The 17692-nt window shown below is 58.4% G+C and carries 17 protein-coding genes; 3 read left to right on the top strand and 14 right to left on the bottom strand.

Features of this window, described 5'->3' with window-relative positions; all coding sequences use genetic code 11:
* Positions 1-22: 22 nt before the first annotated feature.
* The 14 genes from AC2FGB_RS07200 to AC2FGB_RS07135 all read right to left on the bottom strand — a co-directional run bounded on the left by AC2FGB_RS07200 (position 23) and on the right by AC2FGB_RS07135 (position 15040).
* On the bottom strand, positions 23-784 hold the full coding sequence (locus tag AC2FGB_RS07200) for a Phenylacetic acid catabolic protein (RefSeq protein ID WP_271949049.1): 762 nt from the start codon (positions 782-784) through the stop codon (positions 23-25).
* Positions 785-797: 13 nt separating this feature from the next.
* Positions 798-1871, bottom strand: coding sequence for a 2Fe-2S iron-sulfur cluster-binding protein (locus AC2FGB_RS07195; protein ID WP_496693794.1), 1074 nt, complete (start codon positions 1869-1871; stop codon positions 798-800).
* Positions 1872-1884: 13 nt separating this feature from the next.
* The gene (paaD, locus tag AC2FGB_RS07190; protein ID WP_142639942.1) at positions 1885-2346 is read right to left on the bottom strand and encodes a 1,2-phenylacetyl-CoA epoxidase subunit PaaD; all 462 of its coding nucleotides are present in this window, start codon (positions 2344-2346) and stop codon (positions 1885-1887) included.
* A 5-nt stretch (positions 2347-2351) separates the two neighbouring features.
* Positions 2352-3110, bottom strand: a complete 759-nt coding sequence (gene paaC / locus AC2FGB_RS07185; protein ID WP_496689217.1) for a 1,2-phenylacetyl-CoA epoxidase subunit PaaC — start codon at positions 3108-3110, stop codon at positions 2352-2354.
* On the bottom strand, positions 3110-3394 hold the full coding sequence (gene paaB / locus AC2FGB_RS07180; protein ID WP_142639870.1) for a 1,2-phenylacetyl-CoA epoxidase subunit PaaB: 285 nt from the start codon (positions 3392-3394) through the stop codon (positions 3110-3112). Before paaB ends, paaC begins: the two co-directional genes overlap by 1 nt.
* 23 nt (positions 3395-3417) lie before the next feature.
* Positions 3418-4395: a 1,2-phenylacetyl-CoA epoxidase subunit PaaA gene (gene paaA, locus AC2FGB_RS07175; RefSeq protein WP_496689215.1), complete on the bottom strand. Its 978-nt coding sequence runs from the start codon at positions 4393-4395 to the stop codon at positions 3418-3420.
* Positions 4396-4410: 15 nt separating this feature from the next.
* Positions 4411-5613, bottom strand: coding sequence for a 3-oxoadipyl-CoA thiolase (gene pcaF, locus AC2FGB_RS07170; protein WP_282021795.1), 1203 nt, complete (start codon positions 5611-5613; stop codon positions 4411-4413).
* 202 nt (positions 5614-5815) lie between these two features.
* Positions 5816-6631: a PaaX family transcriptional regulator C-terminal domain-containing protein gene (locus tag AC2FGB_RS07165; RefSeq protein WP_496693795.1), complete on the bottom strand. Its 816-nt coding sequence runs from the start codon at positions 6629-6631 to the stop codon at positions 5816-5818.
* Positions 6632-6680: 49 nt separating this feature from the next.
* Positions 6681-8711 carry a phenylacetic acid degradation bifunctional protein PaaZ gene (gene paaZ / locus AC2FGB_RS07160; RefSeq protein ID WP_496689211.1) on the bottom strand — a complete coding sequence of 677 codons (2031 nt, stop codon included), beginning with the start codon at positions 8709-8711 and terminating at the stop codon, positions 6681-6683.
* 106 nt (positions 8712-8817) lie between these two features.
* The gene (locus tag AC2FGB_RS07155; protein ID WP_496689210.1) at positions 8818-10005 is read right to left on the bottom strand and encodes a cytochrome P450; all 1188 of its coding nucleotides are present in this window, start codon (positions 10003-10005) and stop codon (positions 8818-8820) included.
* Positions 10005-11357, bottom strand: a complete 1353-nt coding sequence (locus AC2FGB_RS07150; protein WP_496693796.1) for a TRAP transporter large permease — start codon at positions 11355-11357, stop codon at positions 10005-10007. The genes AC2FGB_RS07155 and AC2FGB_RS07150 overlap by 1 nt, the downstream gene beginning before the upstream one ends.
* Positions 11354-11860, bottom strand: a complete 507-nt coding sequence (locus AC2FGB_RS07145; RefSeq protein WP_496689208.1) for a TRAP transporter small permease — start codon at positions 11858-11860, stop codon at positions 11354-11356. The genes AC2FGB_RS07150 and AC2FGB_RS07145 overlap by 4 nt, the downstream gene beginning before the upstream one ends.
* Before the next feature lie 57 nt (positions 11861-11917).
* On the bottom strand, positions 11918-12937 hold the full coding sequence (locus AC2FGB_RS07140) for a TRAP transporter substrate-binding protein (protein ID WP_271949076.1): 1020 nt from the start codon (positions 12935-12937) through the stop codon (positions 11918-11920).
* Positions 12938-13006: 69 nt separating this feature from the next.
* Complete coding sequence (locus tag AC2FGB_RS07135; RefSeq protein WP_281995145.1) at positions 13007-15040, bottom strand: FAD-dependent oxidoreductase; 2034 nt, start codon at positions 15038-15040, stop codon at positions 13007-13009.
* A 103-nt stretch (positions 15041-15143) separates the two neighbouring features.
* On the opposite strand from AC2FGB_RS07135, the gene paaG reads away from it, so the two are divergent.
* The 3 genes from paaG to paaK are packed head-to-tail and all read left to right on the top strand — an operon-like array spanning position 15144 to position 17692.
* Entirely contained in the window at positions 15144-15929 is a 786-nt protein-coding gene (gene paaG, locus AC2FGB_RS07130) for a 2-(1,2-epoxy-1,2-dihydrophenyl)acetyl-CoA isomerase PaaG (protein WP_496693797.1), read from the top strand.
* A gap of 2 nt (positions 15930-15931) precedes the next feature.
* Positions 15932-16357, top strand: coding sequence for a hydroxyphenylacetyl-CoA thioesterase PaaI (gene paaI / locus AC2FGB_RS07125; protein ID WP_142639944.1), 426 nt, complete (start codon positions 15932-15934; stop codon positions 16355-16357).
* A gap of 24 nt (positions 16358-16381) precedes the next feature.
* A complete protein-coding gene (gene paaK / locus AC2FGB_RS07120; RefSeq protein ID WP_142639891.1) occupies positions 16382-17692 on the top strand; it encodes a phenylacetate--CoA ligase PaaK in 1311 nt (436 codons plus the stop codon).

Raw genomic sequence — 17692 nt, 5'->3', positions numbered from 1 at the left:
TGTCCGCCTAGGGCGCTTTCGTTCAAGCAGGCGATTTGAGGCCAAGCGTTGCCAGAGTTGCAGCCATTGTCTGGCCCCAACGGTCCTGCAATGCGCTGTTTGTGTTGCGACGCAGGCCCATTGATTTCAACAGCTCGAACCGTTTCGGGTCATCGCCGCCGAAGGACACCGCAACCCGAGGCCACCAGTAAGTGACCGAGTTCTGCATGTCGTCCGCCGCACCGTTCTCGATCAGTTTGACCGCCCCTTCCAACGCCAGCTCGCCATGATGTGCCTCGACCGGGGCGATGGATCGGAAGGCTTCGGCCAGAGGCTGATACGAGATGGTGGAATACTCGGCCAGTTGTTCGGCCACCGCGCGGCTCATCAGCAGGTTCATGACCACAGCGTCTGTCCAGCCGGACAGCGGATAGTTGAACACCGCCAGACGCATGTCATGCTCGGACCGGGTGGCCCCTATATCCGCATCCCGCGACAAGCGCATGGTCCAAGGATGGTGATTGGCATAGCGTTCGGTATCTGCGCCAAATTCGCCCATGATGCTGAGAACACAATTTGCGTGGTCTGACTTTTCCAGCACGATCTTTGCGGCGGCGATCCGTTCCTTGATCCCCGGCCCCTGATTGATGATGTCGGCAAACCCGGCAGCCCCAGCCAGTTCGCTGTCGACAAATGTCGCCATCAGCTTCATCAGCTCGGCCCGATAGCGAGGCGGCACGTTCGATGGGTTGGTCAGAACACCGCCTGCGGCCAGATAGCTGTCGAGTGTCATTGAATCGGACATATCTGCCCCCTTTCTACCGGTCGTAATCGACGACCACGCGGTCTGTTACCGGATAGGCCTGGCAGCTTAGCACATAGCCTTTTTCCACTTCGTAATCTTCCAGCGCGTGATTGGCGAGCATCTCGACCTCACCCTCAAGCACCTTGCAGCGGCAGGTCGAACAGACACCCGCCTTGCAGGCAAACGGGGCATCCATAGCGTTTGCCAGGGCCGCCTCAAGGATGGATTGGTCCTTGGGTATGGTCACGGTCTGAGTGGATCCATCCAGCGTGATCGACGCGCTGCTTTGATTGCCCTGCGTACCCGTTTCTGCCGAAACGGGCTTAGCCTTGGCCCGTCCGGGCTGGGCGCTGGCGAACAGTTCAAACTTGATCTGGCTGTCATCCAGTCCGTGTTCGCGCAATGCGGCGGCAATGCCCAGCATCATCGGTTCCGGGCCGCAGATAAATGCGGTGTCGACATGGTCGATATCGACCCAATGTTTGAACAGCTGCGCGCATTTTTCCTGGGTCACCAAACCGGTGAACAGCTCGATCTCTTGTGAATCCGTCTCAAGAACGTGGATCACGTTGAGGCGACCCATATAGAGGTTCTTGAGGTCTTCGAGATCCTCGCGGAACATGATCGTGTTGATGCCCTTATTGGCATAGATAAGGGTAAAGCGTGATTGCGGTTCCTGTGCGAGGGTCGTTTTGAGGATCGACAGCACCGGCGTAATCCCCGAGCCCCCTGCAAAGCCCAGATATTGCTTTTCCGCACCCGCATCTATCGGAGTATGAAAGCTGCCCATCGGCGGCATGGCCTCGACGATGTCGCCGATATTCAGTTCAGTATTCGCCCATCCGGAAAAGGCGCCGCCTTCAACGCGTTTGATGCCAACCTGCAGCACGCCTTCATCCTTGCCCGCGCAGATCGAGTAGGACCGGCGCAGTTCTTCGCCCTCAAATTCGCGACGAAATGTCAGATATTGACCGGCGGTGAAATCGAACTGATCTGCAGCGCCGTTCACAGGTTCCAGTGTCACCACCACCGCATCGCGAGTGGTTTTGTGGATATCTGTGACTTTCAGGTCGTGGAAACGTGCCATCCGGTGGTCCTCCTCAGATGCACTTGAAATAGTCAAATGGTTCCAGGCAGTCGGTGCATCGCCAATGCGCCTTGCAAGGCGTCGAACCGAACTGGCTGACCTTCTCGACCGCTTTGCTGCCGCAGCGTGGACAGCGATCCGGGCCGCCTGCCGGTTGCGGCGGGGCAATGCCATAGTCTTCCAACCGGGCGCGGCCCTTTTCGCTGAGCCAGTCGGTGGTCCAGGCCGGGGCGATGCTGGTTTCGATCTGCACGTCACTGATCCCGCGATCGTGCAAGGCGGTTTCGATATCCAGGCTGATAATGGATGTTGCCGGACAGCCGGAATAGGTTGGAGTGACCGTCACCTTCAACGTCTCGTCCTGCCACTGCACATCGCGCACAATGCCAAGATCGACCACCGAAATCACCGGAATTTCAGGGTCAGGAACAGCATCCAGCCATTCCCAGATTTGTTTGGTCGATGCCCGATCCATCGGCGTTACCAGCTTGCTTCGGGATAGGCGCGTTGCAGCCACTGCATCTGTGTCAACAGATGACCCAGATGTTCCGTATGCATCCGCCCGTCACGCCCACCTTTATGGGCAAACGCGCCTTCCGGGATCGTCAAGGTCGCCTCGGACAGGATCCGCTGCACTAAAGCGTCAAACTCCGCGCGCAGATCCGCGGGGTTCGGCGCAATGCCCGCCGCGACCATCTCGACGTCAACTTCGTCGCTGGTGAACATCTCACCGACATACGGCCACAGGTAGTCCAGAGCCGACTGCATCCGGGCGTGGCTTTCCGCTGTTCCGTCCCCCAGACCAACCACCGTGTCGCCCGAGCGTTCCAGGTGATATGCCACCTCTTTGCTGGCTTTCGCGGCAATGGCCGCGACACGGTCATCCGTAGAGTTGAGCAAGCGTCCCAGCATGATGGAATGCCATGCATCGAACAGGAACTGGCGCATCAGGGTCCGGCCAAAATCCCCATTGGGAACCTCGACCAGCAGCACATTGCGGAAATCCCAGGCATCGCGCAGGAAGGCCAGATCGTCAGCGGTTTTGCCGCCTTGGATTTCCCCCGCCAGACCCAACCACATCTGAGTCTGCCCGATCAGGTCCAAGGCCGTGTTGGCCAGTGCGATATCCTCTTCCAGCACCGGCGCATGGCCGCACCATTCACTGACGCGATGGCCAAGGACCAGGTCGTTGTCGCCCATCCGTAGAAGGAATTGTACAAATGCCGCGTCCCGGTCCATCACATGGCCCCCACTTCATCGGGGATGTCGAAAAAGGTCGGGTGACGATAGACCTTGCTTTCGCTGGGCTCGTATAATGGGCCCTTGTCGCTGGGCGAGGAGGCCGAGATATTATTCGCCTCGACCACCCAGATCGACACACCTTCGTTGCGGCGGGTATAGACATCGCGCGCGTTCTTGATGGCCATCTCCGCGTCAGGGGCATGCAACGAGCCGACGTGACGGTGACTCATACCATGCTGACCGCGGATAAAGACTTCCCACAAGGGCCATTCGTTTTTCATCGGGTTTCCTCCTCAGGGTCGACTTATTCGGCAGCCACTGTGCCAGAGCGTTTCTTTTCGGCATGGGCCATCAGCCCGTCGCGCACCCATTTGCCGTCGTCCCAGGCTTGGTTTCGGGCGGCCAGCCGGTCGGTGTTGCAGGGGCCATTGCCACTGATGACATCGAAGAACTCAGACCAGTCGGGTTCTGAGAAATCATAATGGCCGCGATCGTCGTTCCAATTCAGCTTTGGGTCAGGGATGGTCAGGCCCAGATACTCGGCCTGTGGCACAGTCTGATCGACGAATTTCTGACGCAGCTCGTCATTGGTGTTCATCTTAATCTTCCATTTCATCGACTGCGTCGAATGCACCGAGTCCTTGTCGGACGGTCCAAACATCATCAGCGATGGGTACCAAAAGCGGTTCAAAGCGTCCTGCGCCATTCGTTTCTGGTCCGGCGTGCCTTCGGCCATCTTGCGGATGGCGTCATAGCCCTGACGCTGATGAAAGCTCTCTTCTTTGCAGATGCGGATCATGGCGCGTGAATAGGGACCGTAAGACGTGCGCTGCAACGGCACCTGGTTCATGATCGCGGCGCCATCCACCAGCCAGCCAACGGCACCAACATCAGCCCAGTTCAGGGTGGGATAGTTGAAGATGGACGAGTATTTCATGCGCCCGTCCAGCAGCATTTCGGTGATCTCATCCCGGCTGACACCCAGTGTTTCGGCGGCGCAGTAAAGGTACAGACCATGCCCGGCCTCGTCCTGAACTTTTGCCAACAGGATCGCCTTGCGTTCCAGTGTGGGTGCCCGTGTGATCCAGTTCGCCTCGGGCAGTTGTCCAACGATTTCGGAATGGGCGTGCTGGCCGATCTGGCGGATCAGCGTCTTGCGATAGCCTTCGGGCATCCAATCCTTGGGTTCGATCTTTTCGTCAGCGTCTATGCGCGACTGAAAGGCAGCGAGCTTTGCAGGATCTTCCTGTGTCGCCTCGGACTTAACCATCTGAGCATACATGTCCCGTCATCTCCCCTATACGCGTTCAAGAATAAGCGCTGCGCCCTGACCGACGCCGACACACATGGTGCACAGCGCGTATCGCCCGCCCGTGCGCCGCAACTGATAGGCCGCGGTCATAACCAACCTTGCGCCGGACATGCCCAACGGGTGGCCAATGGCAATCGCGCCCCCATTCGGGTTCACCTGTGGCGCGTCGTCTGGCAGACCCAGTTCGCGCAGTGTCGCCAGACCCTGGGACGCGAAGGCCTCATTCAACTCTATCACGTCCATTTGCTCGATGCTCAGCCCGGCGCGGGCCAAAACTTTGCGGCTAGCCGGAACCGGGCCAATGCCCATGACACGCGGCTCAACCCCGGCGACAGACATGCCCACGACTCGGGCCATCGGGGTCAGGCCGTTCTTTGACGCTGCCGCCTCATTGGCCATCAAAATGGCCGCAGCGCCGTCATTGACGCCCGAGGCGTTGCCAGCGGTCACCGTCTTATCCGGCCCGTTGACACCTTTGAGACCAGACAGTTTGTCCACGGTAACATCTGGGCGCGGATGTTCATCCGTATCAACAATGATCGGATCGCCCTTGCGTTGCGGGATCGTGACCGGGGTGATTTCATCCCGGAACAGACCTGCCTCATGCGCGGCGGCCCATCGGGCCTGACTGCGCGCCGCAAAAGCATCTTGGTCATCGCGGCTGATACCAAAGTCTTCGGCCACATTGTCGGCCGTTTGCGGCATCGAGTCGATGCCATAGGCCTGTTTCATCTTCGGGTTCACAAAGCGCCAACCGATTGTGGTGTCATAGACCGCATTGCTGCGGGTAAAGGCCGAGGTCGCCTTGGGCATCACAAAGGGCGCGCGCGACATGCTTTCGACACCGCCGGCCACAGCCAGATCATAATCGCCCGCCTTGATGCCCCGCGCTGCCATTCCAACCGCATCCATTCCACTGGCGCACAATCGGTTCACTGTTGTTCCAGGCACATCAACCGGCAATCCAGCCAACAAGGCCGCCATCCGCGCCACATTGCGGTTGCTTTCACCCGCCTGATTGGCATCGCCATAGATCACATCATCAACGCTGGCCCAATCAACCTGCGGGTTGCGCTCTTTCAGGGCGGCCAATGGAATCGCGGCCAGATCATCTGTCCTGACTGACGACAAAGCCCCCCCATATCGCCCAATCGGAGTGCGCGTCGCGTCGCAAATAAATGCGTCCATCACTTAATTCTCCTGTAGGTGCTGATCCGTATCATTGACCGCATGGTCGGTTTTTAGGGCGTCCATCGATTCGAGGCAAGCTTAATGTTACGAGTTCTTTTTCTTTTTTAGCTTTTCTGTAACATTTGGAGCGAGAGAAACGCCGCAATAATCGCCGAATGACCAGCATCGGGCGGATCAGATAGGTGACGCTAAAGAAAACCTAGCTGTCCAGCTCGGCTTCCAAGGATTCCAAATCAGGGCGCGGCAGTTTTTCCAACAACTGAGATACAGCCGCCCGGCATGTAGGGCCTTTCCAGTCAGCGGGCAGAAACGCTGCAGGAAAGGCGGGATGGCGCAGAACAATACGGCGCCAATTATGCACGATCAGGACACGCAGAATGGCCGTCTTCATCGGGTCGCCCGCCCCCTCAGATGGCATCTCTTGGTCGATGATCTGTGTCGATCTCAAGAACTGATCATAGGCGGTTTTCAACGCCTCTGGCCCGCAGAGATCCCGAAGCCAGCCAGGAACAGAGATAGCGCTGCTTTCCACGCCCATCAGCTCTTCAAGACCCGCCGGAACCTGACCCGGAGCCATCGACGTTGCGGGATTGAGAGAGATGTAGTCCCCAGTCAGCATCAGGTCAGCCAATTCTTTGCGCGATGAGTCCGAATTGCTGGCGATAAGTACATGCCAGAGGCCGGGTTCCGGCGCTTCCTTGGCATAGATACGCGGTGCGGCGGTCACACTCTGATGACGGCCAAACGCGGTCAGGCGGTGAAAGCTGCTGCGCCCTTTGCGGGTGCTTTCAATCCAGCCATCCTTGCGCAGCCGATGCAGGGCAACACGCGTGGCTTCGGCCTTGATCCCGGCAAGGCTGGTCAGTGCGGTGATCACCGCACCACTTATCTGATCTGTTTCTTCCTGCGCCAGATCACCGAATATCGTCACCAGCACGGACCACACCCGTTGCGTACCCTCAGAGGTCAGATGGCTAACGCAGGTTTCAAACCAATCAGGGGCTGAATCTTTCATACGGCAAGTATAATCGGGCCAGATCGAATTACCATCCGGCCCAAGAATCTTAGTAGGCCACCATGGTCAGCAGCTCATATTCGGCCACAGGCTCATCATCTTGCTGGGTCAGGGTGACATGCCAGCGCACCTCGCCATATTCATCATTGCGGCGGGTTTTCTTTTTGACCGTCAGGCGCACCTTGATGCTGTCGCCTGCCTCTACCGGTTTCATAAAGCGCAGGTTATCGAGCCCAGTATTGGCCAGGACCGGCCCCTCGTTCGGTTCCACAAAAAGACCCGCCGCGAATGACAGCAAAAGATATCCATGCGCGACCCGGCCCGGAAAGAACGGGTTACGCTCAGCTGCGGCCTGATCCATATGGGCATAGAAGGTGTCGCCGGTGAATTCGGCGAAATGTTCAATGTCTTCCATGGTCACGGTCCGCGGTGCGGTGTGGATCGTCTCACCAATGGCCAGATCGTGATAGCGGCGTGTAAATGGATGGGCTGGCGCATTGATCTCGGCTGCACCCGGCACCCATCTCTCGCCAATAGCTGTCAATATGTCCGGCGATCCTTGAATCGCCGTACGTTGCATATAATGCATCACACCGCGCACACCGCCCATTTCCTCGCCACCGCCAGCACGGCCGGGACCGCCATGGACCATATGCGGTAAAGGAGAGCCATGGCCTGTGGATTCTTTCATCGAGTCTCGGTTGTTGAAATAGAGCCGCCCATGATAGGCCCCTGCCCCCATAACAAATTTGCGGGCAACATCAGCATCATGTGTGATGACTGAGGCCACCAGAGACCCCTGCCCTCTGTTCGCCAGCTCAATCGCGTGGTCGGTATCGCGATAGCCCATGATTGTACTGACGGGCCCAAAGGCTTCGGTATCATGCACACGTAGCGCGGCATCGGGATCGCTGCAATGGAACAGCATCGGTGGCAGAAAGGCGCCCTTATCTGCATCGGCCCCATCGACCACGAAGTCGTCCGGGTTGCCAAAGACGCACTCGGCCTCGTGCCCTATAATCACGGCCTTCTCCAAAACATCGCGCTTCTGACTGGCCGAGACCAGCGCACCCATTCGGGTGGTTTCCAGTTTCGGATCCCCGATGGTGGTCTTTGCCAAACGCGCGGACAGCGCCTCAATCACGGCCTGCACATGCGGCTCGGGCGCGATGATCCTGCGGATGGCAGTGCATTTCTGACCCGCCTTGGTGGTCATCTCGCGCTGAACCTCTTTGACGAACAGATCGAATTCGGGCGTTCCCGGCGCGGCATCAGGGCCCAGGACCGAGCAGTTCAAGCTGTCCTGCTCCGCCACGAACCGGACCGAATTCTCCAGGATTACGGGGTTCGCGCGCAGCTTCAGCGCCGTATCCGCCGAGCCTGTAAAGCTGACCACATCCTGCATGGTCAGGCGATCGAGCATGTCGCCCAGCCCGCCTGACACCAGTTGCAATGCACCGTTGGGCAATATGCCCGACTCGAGCATCAGCCGAACGCACAGCTCGGTCACATAGCAGGAATTTGTGGCCGGTTTGACGATAGCCGGAACCCCCGCCAGAAGAGTCGGAGCCAGCTTTTCCAGCATGCCCCAGACCGGAAAGTTGAAAGCGTTGATATGGATCGCAACACCTTTCAACGGGGTGCAGATATGTTGCCCCAGAAAGGTGCCATTGCGCGAAAGCTGCTCGACCTCGCCGTCGAGATAGACATGCCCGTCCGGCATCTCGCGCCGCCCTTTTGAGGCAAAGACGAACATCGTGCCAATACCGCCGTCAATGTCGATCAGATGATCCGCCTGGGTTGCGCCGGTATTGAAGGACAGATCGTACATCGCCTGCTTGTGCTTGCCCAGATGAACAGACAGCGCCTTGAGCATCTTGGCCCGCTGGTGAAACGTCATCTTGCGCAGCGCAGGACCACCAACATTGCGCGCATGATCCAGCATTCCCTGAACGTCCAAGGCGTTGTTTCCGGCTGTTGCGATCACCTCTCCCGTCACCGCGCTTGCGATGTTGCGGGCACCTGCCCCCGGCGCAATCCACTCGCCCGCAGCAAAACTGGAAATCTGTTGGATCGTCATAGGTTTCTCCTTACTCGCGGCAGGGCTAGCGCGCGGGGCATTTGCGATATCTTATTATTAACCGTACGGTCGGTCAATAAATTTCAGAACAAGCAGCACGGCTAGTTCAAACCTGCGCGGGCAGGTGGGCGAACCCCCGAAACCGGATACGCCCCCCACGCTGAGCACTTTCCGTGATCTGGTAATCAGGGAACCGGTTCAAAAACCGGCTAACGGCAACCCGACCTTCCATCCGGGCCAAGGTCAAACCAACGCAAGTATGCGGCCCGCCCGCAAACGCGTGGTGCTTGTTGGGACGGCGATCCAACATCATGTCATCGGGGAAATCAAATTGTCGCGGATCGCGGTTGGCCGCGCCGATGCAAAGATGCAGATCGGTTCCTGCTGGAATGACATGTCCGTGAAATTCCACCTCTTCAGTGGTCAGGCGATTGCCGAACTGGTTCGGGCTTTCCAGACGCAAAAACTCGTCCACTGCGGTAGAAATCAGGTCTGGATTAACCAACAGCTCGGTCCGCTTATCCCTGTGGCGGTCCAACAGATCCAAAGCGTTGCCTATCAGGTTTGTCGTGGTCTCATGCCCGGCATTCAGAATGAAGATGCAGTTCTGGTACAGTTCAACCTCGGTCAGGCCGCCCTCGGTGTCATCCTGTATCAACCGGGTCAATACATCGGTCTCCGGGTTGCCCGGATTGGCCCTGCGGTCGTCGATGATATCGCGCAGAAAGGCTTTGAACTCGCGGACTGCGCGGTTGCCCCAATCTTCCTGCTCGGGCGTCAGCTGCGGTTCCAACGCCCCGAGAATGGCCAAGGACCACTCACGCAACGGCTCGCGCTCGGACCGAGGGATGCCCAGCAGGTTGCCGATGATTTCGATCGGGATCGCCCCGGCAAAATCCTCGATCAACTCAACTGTGCCCTTGGCCTGCATTTGATCCAACAGCGCGTCGACAAGTTCGATCAGACCCGGCTCCATCTGCGCCAAAGCGCGCGGGTTCATCGCGCCGACCATCACCTTGCGGACACGCGAGTGCAAGGGCGGATCATTGAACACAAGACTGGTGGTGTGATGTTCAAACAATGGGCTATCCACCCCGTATTTGGGGCCAAACACGGCCTTCTTGTCCGAAATGAATCGCGTTGTGTCCCGATAGATGATGTCCAGATCCTGATGTCGTGACAGGATCACCGACCCATCGGGTTGCAGGCAGACGGGCGTATCTTCACGCAGCGCCCTATAGGTAGGATAGGGATCATCGTGGAACCCGTCAGGCAGCTTGGTCAGCGCAAACATCAGTGGCCCATCGCCCCCATCTGTTCCGGCAGAACCAGCACAAGCCAGGGCACCAGAACGATCAGGGCCAGCCGAAAGATATCTGCGATCCAGAACGGTGTTACCCCCCTGAAGATCGTCCCAGTCGACACATCCCCGACCACACCCTTCAGAATGAACACGTTCAGCCCCACGGGCGGGGTGATCAGGCTGATTTCGGTGACGACGACCACAACAATGCCGAACCAGATCGGGTCATATCCCAGCGATGTGACCAGAGGAAAAAAGATCGGCACGGTCAGCAGTAGCATCGACAGGGATTCAAAAACACACCCCAAAATGATGTAGATGCCAAGGATCATCAGGATCACCACAAAGGGCGCAACGTCATACGCTGTGACCATGGCGATCAGCGCTTCGGGCAAACCGGCGAGGTTGATGAAGTTCGAAAATATCTGCGCCCCGATCAGGACCGAGAACAGGGCCGCAGCGGTCGCGGTGGTTTCCTTCAAAACCTCGAATGTTGAACCCAGGCTAAGCCCGCCGCGCGACAAGGCAATCAAAAAGGCGCCCATGGCCCCCATCCCTGCCGCCTCGGTCGGGCTGAAGGTCAGGTTCAGCGGTTGAAAATCGAAGGCACCATAAAGCCCGCCAATGACCAGAAAGAACAGCAGCAACACGGCCCAGACTGAGCGCAAGGCCCTCAGGCGCTCGACCCAACCGTGGCGTTCGCCTGCCGGTCCCGCCTCTGGTTTGCGCCAGACGGTCCAGCGCACCGCGAAAAGGTAAAACAGAATGCCAAGCACACCGGGGATAATGCCCGCAACAAACAGTTTGCCAATCGAGGTTTCCGTCAGCAGGCCATATATGACCAGGATCACCGAGGGCGGGATCAGGATGCCAAGCGTGCCACCCGCTGCAATCGACGCAGTCGAAAGCTCATCCGCATAACCATACCGGCGCATTTCCGGCATCGCGACCTTGGACATGGTGGCCGCGGTCGCCAGAGACGATCCGCAAATTGCCGAGAACCCGCCGCAGGCCGCGACAGTCGCCATGGCGATGCCGCCCCGGAAATGGCCGAGAAATGCATTGGATACCGCATAAAGCTCGCGCGCGAGCCCGCCTTTGTTCACGAACAGGCCCATCAGGATGAACAGAGGCACCACCGACAATCCGTAATCCTGTGCCGTATCGGTGATCTGGCGACCCACCATCGACATCGCCGCCTTCAAGCCGCGCTCCGAAAAGATGCTGCCGCCACGTTCGTAGGCGAACCCAAGCGTACCAACCAGACCCATCGCGAAGACGATAGGCAGACGCACCAGTACAAGCACCAGAACAAGGGCAAAACCGATAAGTGCGGCGGTCATTGAGAGGTCTCCGACAAGGATTGGGGGGAGAAGATAGTAATTAGGCCCGTGACAATCATCGCCATGGCCGTGATCGCAGTGAACCCGGCGATGAACCAGCCGACATAGAATACCGGGATCGATAGGTATTCAGTCACATCACCATAGTCCCGTGCGCGCTCGGCAAGAATCCAGACGCGTTTGATCGGCCAGATGAGCATCACGCCCGACACAATATATACAACAGCGTCACGTGCTCGGCTCAGCCGCAAGCGGGAAAATACTCCGTCCGTCAGGTCGACGGCGATCTGACCCTTTCCGGCTGAGATCATCGGCAGAACCGAAAACACCATGATCGCCATGAGAATACGTGTCAGCTCAGTCGCTGCCTCAATCGGGGCGTTCAAGACAGACCGCAGTATGACGTCAAAAAAGGTCATCACCATCAGGATGAACAGCGCGATACAGGCCAGCAGCGTCGGAGCGATGCTGACGCGACGCGCAAAAGTCACGAGAGATTGCATGATTGGGTCCCGGCTGGTGAATATGGCTGGCGAAGAGACCCCGCCAGCCGGACTGCGTTACTGGGCAGCCATTTCATTTACGATCATGTCATAGGCCGCCTGTGCGTCAACACCGGTGCCGTTGACCTCGTCAATCACCTTGGCGCGGACATCAACGGCGATCGCGTTGAACTTTTCCAGATCTTCCGCCGAGGCCGCGTTGATTGCGTTGCCCTCAGTGGCTTCGGTCGCCTCGCGGCCGATCCCGTCGATCTCGTCCCAGATCTTGCCGATTTCGCGGCTCAGCGGTTCACCGAACACATTCTCCTCCAGCGCCTGTTGCAGCTCAGGGGGCAGGTCGGCAAACGTTTCTTCGTTCATGATAAAGGCGAACGACCCGCGATACAGACCGCCCGGAACTTCGTAAACGTTCTGGGCAACCTCGGTCAGCTTAAAACCCTTGCGGGATTCAAACGGCATGACAACGCCATCGGCTGCTTTCGAAGCAAGGGTTTCATAGACCTTCGGTGCAGGCACCTGGATGCCGGTCGCGCCAAGCGCTGTGCCGACGTCACCGCCAACCCCACCCGGGATACGGACCTTGAGGCCCGACACTTCATCCAGCGTGGTCACCGCGCTGCTGGAATGCAGCTGCGCCGGACCATGGGTATGCAGGGCGATCACTTTCACGCCGCGATGCTCGTCCGCGGCCTTGAGATGCGCGTCATAGGTGCGCCAATATGCAACCGATGCGGCCTCTGCCGAGCCTTCATATCCGGGCAGTTCTATCATCTTTGTGGTGACAAAGCGCCCCGGCTGGTAGCCGTGGAAAATGATCGAGGCATCCGCCGCGCCATCCATGATCAGATCCATCTGTGCTGGTGGCGGCGCGATGCCCAACTTCAGTTCGGCGGTGACCTGACCGTCTGTGGCCTCTTCAACCATTTCCACGAATTTTGGCCACATCTTCGCGTTGATACCGTGGGTCGGCGGTGCCCAGCTGGATATGGTCAGCGTATAATCTGCGGCCAGCGCCACGGTGCCCGAAACGGCCAAGGCGGCTGAGGCCAATAGCGTGCTCAAACTGTTGAATTTCATGGTTTTGTCTCCTCCCTCTGAAACATACATTGAATCTGCGTTAATAGTCCGTTTTGTAACCATCAATAGTCATGGTGATGTGGTCTGCCTCGCAATCCTCCAAGACCCGGGGCTTTCAGAGGCGACGGTCTCCATTATTTCCCGCGACAGCTGCGCCCCAATTTCATCTCGATAGTTCATCGGCCCCCCGCGCCAGCGCGGGAATCCGTAGCCATGGATCTGGACCATATCCACGGCCATCGCGTTTTCGGCGATACCCTCTTCGATGATCAATGCGCCCTCATTCGCAAGTACCGCCATCAAGCGCGACGAAATCTCGGTGCTCGCAAACGCGCGCCGGGTGATGCCATGTTCAGCCGAGTTGGCTTCGATCAAAGCCTCGACCTGTGTATCACGGATCGGCGTACGGTCGCCGTCATCATAACTATACCAGCCTTTTCCGGACCGCTGCCCGAAACGCTCCATCTCGCAAAGCTGGTCGGCCACAGAGACATAGCGCTCATCCGGTGGGCGTGTTGCGGCATTGCGCTTGCGATTGGCCCATGAGATCTGAAGACCGGTCAGATCCTGCAATTCGTACGGACCCATGGGCATACCAAAGTCGCGCATGGCCTGATCCACTTGATAAGGCAGCGCACCATCTGCCAGAAGATAATCAGCCTCGCGCCGATAGGCGGCCAGCATGCGATTGCCGATAAAGCCATCGCAAATGCCCGATAGGACCGCCACTTTGCCCAGCTTTTTGCCAAACGCAAATCCGGTGGCGATGACCTCTGGGTCCGAATACCCGGTATGTACGATTTCAAGCAGTTTCATGACATGGGCTGGGCTGAAGAAATGTAGACCTATACAGCGGGCCGGACTGTCGATACCGGCGAAAATCTGGTTTGGATCCAGATAAGATGTGTTGGTGGCAAGAATTGCGTTTGTGTCCATATGCCGGGCGAGTTCCGCGAAAACCTGCTGTTTGACAGATATGTCCTCGAACACCGCCTCAATGGCCAGTTGCGCATCCCGTGCGTCGGCATAGCTGTCAACGGCGCGAAAGGCGCTCAGACGGCTCTGCATCTGCGCCTCAGTCAGCTTTCCCCGTTTGGCAGCGCCTTCGAGCAGACCCTTAACACGCCCAAAGGCCGCCGCGGCGGCTTCGGCGTTCTGCTCAATCAACGTGACAGAAAACCCCCCATTCAGGGCGGCGGTTGCAATCCCGGCCCCCATCAGACCGCCGCCGACCACCGCGATACGGCTGATGTCGCGCGGGGTTACGCCTCTGATCAAAGAAGGTTTGGACACGCTCCGTTCGGCAAAGAAAGCATGGCGAAGGGCTCGGCTTTCGGCACCTTGGCGCAGGGCTAAATGGCGGACGCGCTCTTTTGGCAAGGCATCGGCAAAGGGTTCGGTCGCCCACCCCAATGCCGTCAGATTTTCCAGCGGAGACTGCTGACCCTTTGACCGTTTCAAAAGTTCCGCGCGCGAAACCTCGATCAGGTCCGGTGCAAAGCTGGTGAGGCTACGCTGACTGACTGGCACTGGTCGCTGCGGCAGTTCGGCCGCAAAGGCCTCAACGGCAGCCTCAGGCTGTTCAGCGACAAGATCAAGGCCACCCAGCCCTAGTAACGTTTCTGCAGTCAGGATCTCGCCCCGGCAGGCCATGTCAATCGCGGCCTCCATCCCCACAAGACGGGGAATACGCTGGGTACCCCCTGCCCCGGGGATCAGGCCGACATTGACCTCTGGCAGACCAAATCTGGTGCCCGACGCGGCAATGCGCCAAGCGCAAGCCATGGCAATCTCGAACCCGCCGCCCAGAACAGTACCGTGCATGCAGGCGATAAAGGGAACTTCACTGTCTTCGATCATCTGTACTACGTCAGGCAGATGTGGCTCAACCGGTGGGGCGTCGAACTCTGACATATCGCCACCGGCAACAAAGGTTTTACCCGCACATCGCAGGACAGCCACGCGCGCGCCTTTGATGGCACCTACCGCGTCGGCCAACCCCTGACGCACCGCAGCGGATGTCGCGTTCACTGGCGGATTGTTGATCGTTACCCAGGCAACGTCACCCTTCCGCTCAACGCTCACCACCGGCGATTTTGCCATAACCCATCCCTTTGATTTGCTCAGATTCGGCTTGCGTTTATATATTGACCAACCGTTCGGTTAATGCAATCATAAAGTTGAAACGATACCGGCCGAGGCAGTGATGAGCGATACGATTCTTGTAGAAAATCACGGGAACTGGGTCGAGATTACGTTGAACCGTCCAGACAAGCTGAATTCGTTCAACGAAGACATGCATCATGCGCTTCAGGCTGCCTTGAATTCCGCGCGCGATACAGGCGCGCGGGCAGTGCTGCTGACGGGCACCGGGCGTGGCTTTTGTGCCGGCCAGGACCTTGGTGACCGCGATCCGTCGAAAATGGACGGGCCGCCGGATCTGGGCAAGACCGTCCGCAGTTTCTATGCCCCCCTCGTGCGGCTGATCCGGTCGTTGGACTGCCCTGTCATCTGCGCGGTGAATGGTGTCGCTGCCGGCGCCGGGGCCAATCTGGCACTGGCCTGCGACATGGTTCTGGCAGCGGAAAGCGCGAAATTCATCCAGAGCTTTTCTAAGGTCGGCCTGATACCGGACACTGGCGGCAGCTGGCACCTGCCCCGCCTTTTGGGCGAGGCGCGCGCCAAAGGGCTGGCCTTTACCGCACAGCCCCTGCCCGCCAAACAGGCCGAAGACTGGGGCCTGATCTGGAAAGCCATACCCGACGATCAGCTATTAGCAGAGGCTCGTACGCTGGCTGATCAACTGGCCAATGGCCCGACCCTTGGGTTGGGCAAGACCAAACACTGTATCCAAGCAGCGGCGACGACCTCTTTGTCTGATCATCTGGAACTCGAGGCTGATGCGATGAAAATCTGCGGCGAAAGCGCGGATTATGCCGAGGGCGTGTCCAGCTTTCTTGAAAAGCGCGCGCCCAATTTTCAGGGTAAATGACGATGACACCAAAGGAACGTGCCAGCAAATCAGCCGCTGCGATGTGGGCGAGTGACGAAGCCAGCAAATGGTTTGGCATGGAGCTTGTCGAAGTGGACGAAGGCTGCGCAGTTCTGGCGCTGACCGTCGTTGCGCATCACTGTAATGGGCACGGCATGTGCCATGGCGGCGTGACCCATGCCCTGGCCGACAGCGCCTTCGCCTTTGCCTGCAACAGCCGTAATCACGCGACCGTTGGCCAGCACACGATGATGAGCTATCTCGCCCCCGGCAAGCTGGGGGATCGCCTGACGGCCACCGCGACCGAGGTCTCGGTTACGGGCCGCAGCGGCATCTATGACGTGCGCGTCACCAATCAAGACAGCAACGTGGTCGCCGAATTCCGCGGCATGTCCCGCGCGATTGGTGGCACGAATTTTCAAGAATAGCTTCGCGACCGAAGGAGTAACGCGATGGAGGACCTGTCCCCTAACAAAGCTGACCTGGACCCGATCGAGATAGCCTCGGTTGACGAAATCCGCGCCACCCAGTTGGAGCGTCTGAAATGGTCCCTGCGTCACGCTTACGAAAATGTGCCAATATACACCCAGCGCTTCGACGATGCCGGCGTGCATCCGGATGACCTGCAACAGTTATCTGACCTTTCGAAATTTCCATTCACCTACAAGAACGACCTGCGTGACAACTACCCGTTCGGCATGTTCGCCGTGCCGCGCAGCCAACTGGTTCGGCTGCATGCCTCATCCGGGACAACCGGCAAGCCAACCGTTGTGGGCTATACCAAAGGCGATATCGACAACTGGGCCGATCTGGGTGCTCGGTCGCTGCGGGCCGCAGGTCTGCGCAAGGGCGATATCGTGCATAACGCTTATGGCTATGGCCTGTTCACCGGGGGTCTGGGCGCGCATTACGGCATCGAACGTCTAGAGGCGACCGTGGTTCCGATGGGTGGCGGGCAAACCGAAAAACAAGTTGGTTTAATCACAGATTTTCAACCCGATGGGATCATGGTGACCCCATCCTACATGCTCAACATCCTCGAACAATTCCATAAGGTGGGCCTTGATCCGCGCGAAAGCTCTCTGAAGGTTGGTATCTTCGGCGCGGAGCCCTGGACCGACGCGATGCGCTCGGAAATCGAGGCTGCATTCGACATGCACGCGGTCGACATCTATGGCCTGTCGGAAATCATGGGGCCCGGCGTTGCCAGCGAATGCGTCGAAACCAAGGATGGCCCTGTGATCTGGGAAGATCACTTTCTGCCAGAAATCATCGACCCCGCCACCGGCGAAGTACTGCCTGACGGTGAAACTGGTGAGCTGGTCTTTACCACCCTGACCAAAGAAGGGCTGCCGATGATCCGCTATCGCACGCGCGATCTGACCTGCCTGCTGCCCGGAACGGCCCGTTCCATGCGTCGCATGGCCAAGATCACCGGCCGCAGCGACGACATGATGATCCTGCGCGGCGTCAATGTCTTTCCCAGCCAAATCGAGGAACAGGTCATGGCGACTGGAGGCCTTGCGCCTTATTACCAGGTCGAGCTGTATAAATCCGGCCGGATGGATGCCATGCGGGTCTTTGTCGAAGCCTCTCCGGGATCTACCGATGAAATGTCCAAGACGGCGGCCGCCCGGATGCTGACCAAACGCATCAAGGACATCGTTGGAGTTTCAACTGAAATTGTTGTAGGTGAGCCGGGCGACGTCGAACGCTCTCAGGGCAAGGCGAAGCGCGTCATCGACAACCGCGATAAGGATTAA

It is taken from the genome of Ruegeria sp. CDSC021, from assembly GCF_059610845.1.
Note: the sequence above shows the minus strand (reverse complement) of the source record. Positions and strands in the feature narration are given on the sequence as shown.

Excerpts from the sequence above, each read along its gene's own strand:
- AC2FGB_RS07200 (WP_271949049.1), bottom strand. The coding sequence starts at position 784 with ATGTCCGATTCAATGACACTCGACAGCTATCTGGCCGCAGGCGGTGTT.
- AC2FGB_RS07195 (WP_496693794.1), bottom strand. The coding sequence starts at position 1,871 with ATGGCACGTTTCCACGACCTGAAAGTCACAGATATCCACAAAACCACT.
- paaD (WP_142639942.1), bottom strand. The coding sequence starts at position 2,346 with ATGGATCGGGCATCGACCAAACAAATCTGGGAATGGCTGGATGCTGTT.
- paaC (WP_496689217.1), bottom strand. The coding sequence starts at position 3,110 with ATGGACCGGGACGCGGCATTTGTACAATTCCTTCTACGGATGGGCGAC.
- paaB (WP_142639870.1), bottom strand. The coding sequence starts at position 3,394 with ATGAAAAACGAATGGCCCTTGTGGGAAGTCTTTATCCGCGGTCAGCAT.
- paaA (WP_496689215.1), bottom strand. The coding sequence starts at position 4,395 with ATGTATGCTCAGATGGTTAAGTCCGAGGCGACACAGGAAGATCCTGCA.
- pcaF (WP_282021795.1), bottom strand. The coding sequence starts at position 5,613 with ATGGACGCATTTATTTGCGACGCGACGCGCACTCCGATTGGGCGATAT.
- AC2FGB_RS07165 (WP_496693795.1), bottom strand. The coding sequence starts at position 6,631 with ATGAAAGATTCAGCCCCTGATTGGTTTGAAACCTGCGTTAGCCATCTG.
- paaZ (WP_496689211.1), bottom strand. The coding sequence starts at position 8,711 with ATGACGATCCAACAGATTTCCAGTTTTGCTGCGGGCGAGTGGATTGCG.
- AC2FGB_RS07155 (WP_496689210.1), bottom strand. The coding sequence starts at position 10,005 with ATGTTTGCGCTGACCAAGCTGCCTGACGGGTTCCACGATGATCCCTAT.
- AC2FGB_RS07150 (WP_496693796.1), bottom strand. The coding sequence starts at position 11,357 with ATGACCGCCGCACTTATCGGTTTTGCCCTTGTTCTGGTGCTTGTACTG.
- AC2FGB_RS07145 (WP_496689208.1), bottom strand. The coding sequence starts at position 11,860 with ATGCAATCTCTCGTGACTTTTGCGCGTCGCGTCAGCATCGCTCCGACG.
- AC2FGB_RS07140 (WP_271949076.1), bottom strand. The coding sequence starts at position 12,937 with ATGAAATTCAACAGTTTGAGCACGCTATTGGCCTCAGCCGCCTTGGCC.
- AC2FGB_RS07135 (WP_281995145.1), bottom strand. The coding sequence starts at position 15,040 with ATGGCAAAATCGCCGGTGGTGAGCGTTGAGCGGAAGGGTGACGTTGCC.
- paaG (WP_496693797.1), top strand. The coding sequence starts at position 15,144 with ATGAGCGATACGATTCTTGTAGAAAATCACGGGAACTGGGTCGAGATT.
- paaI (WP_142639944.1), top strand. The coding sequence starts at position 15,932 with ATGACACCAAAGGAACGTGCCAGCAAATCAGCCGCTGCGATGTGGGCG.
- paaK (WP_142639891.1), top strand. The coding sequence starts at position 16,382 with ATGGAGGACCTGTCCCCTAACAAAGCTGACCTGGACCCGATCGAGATA.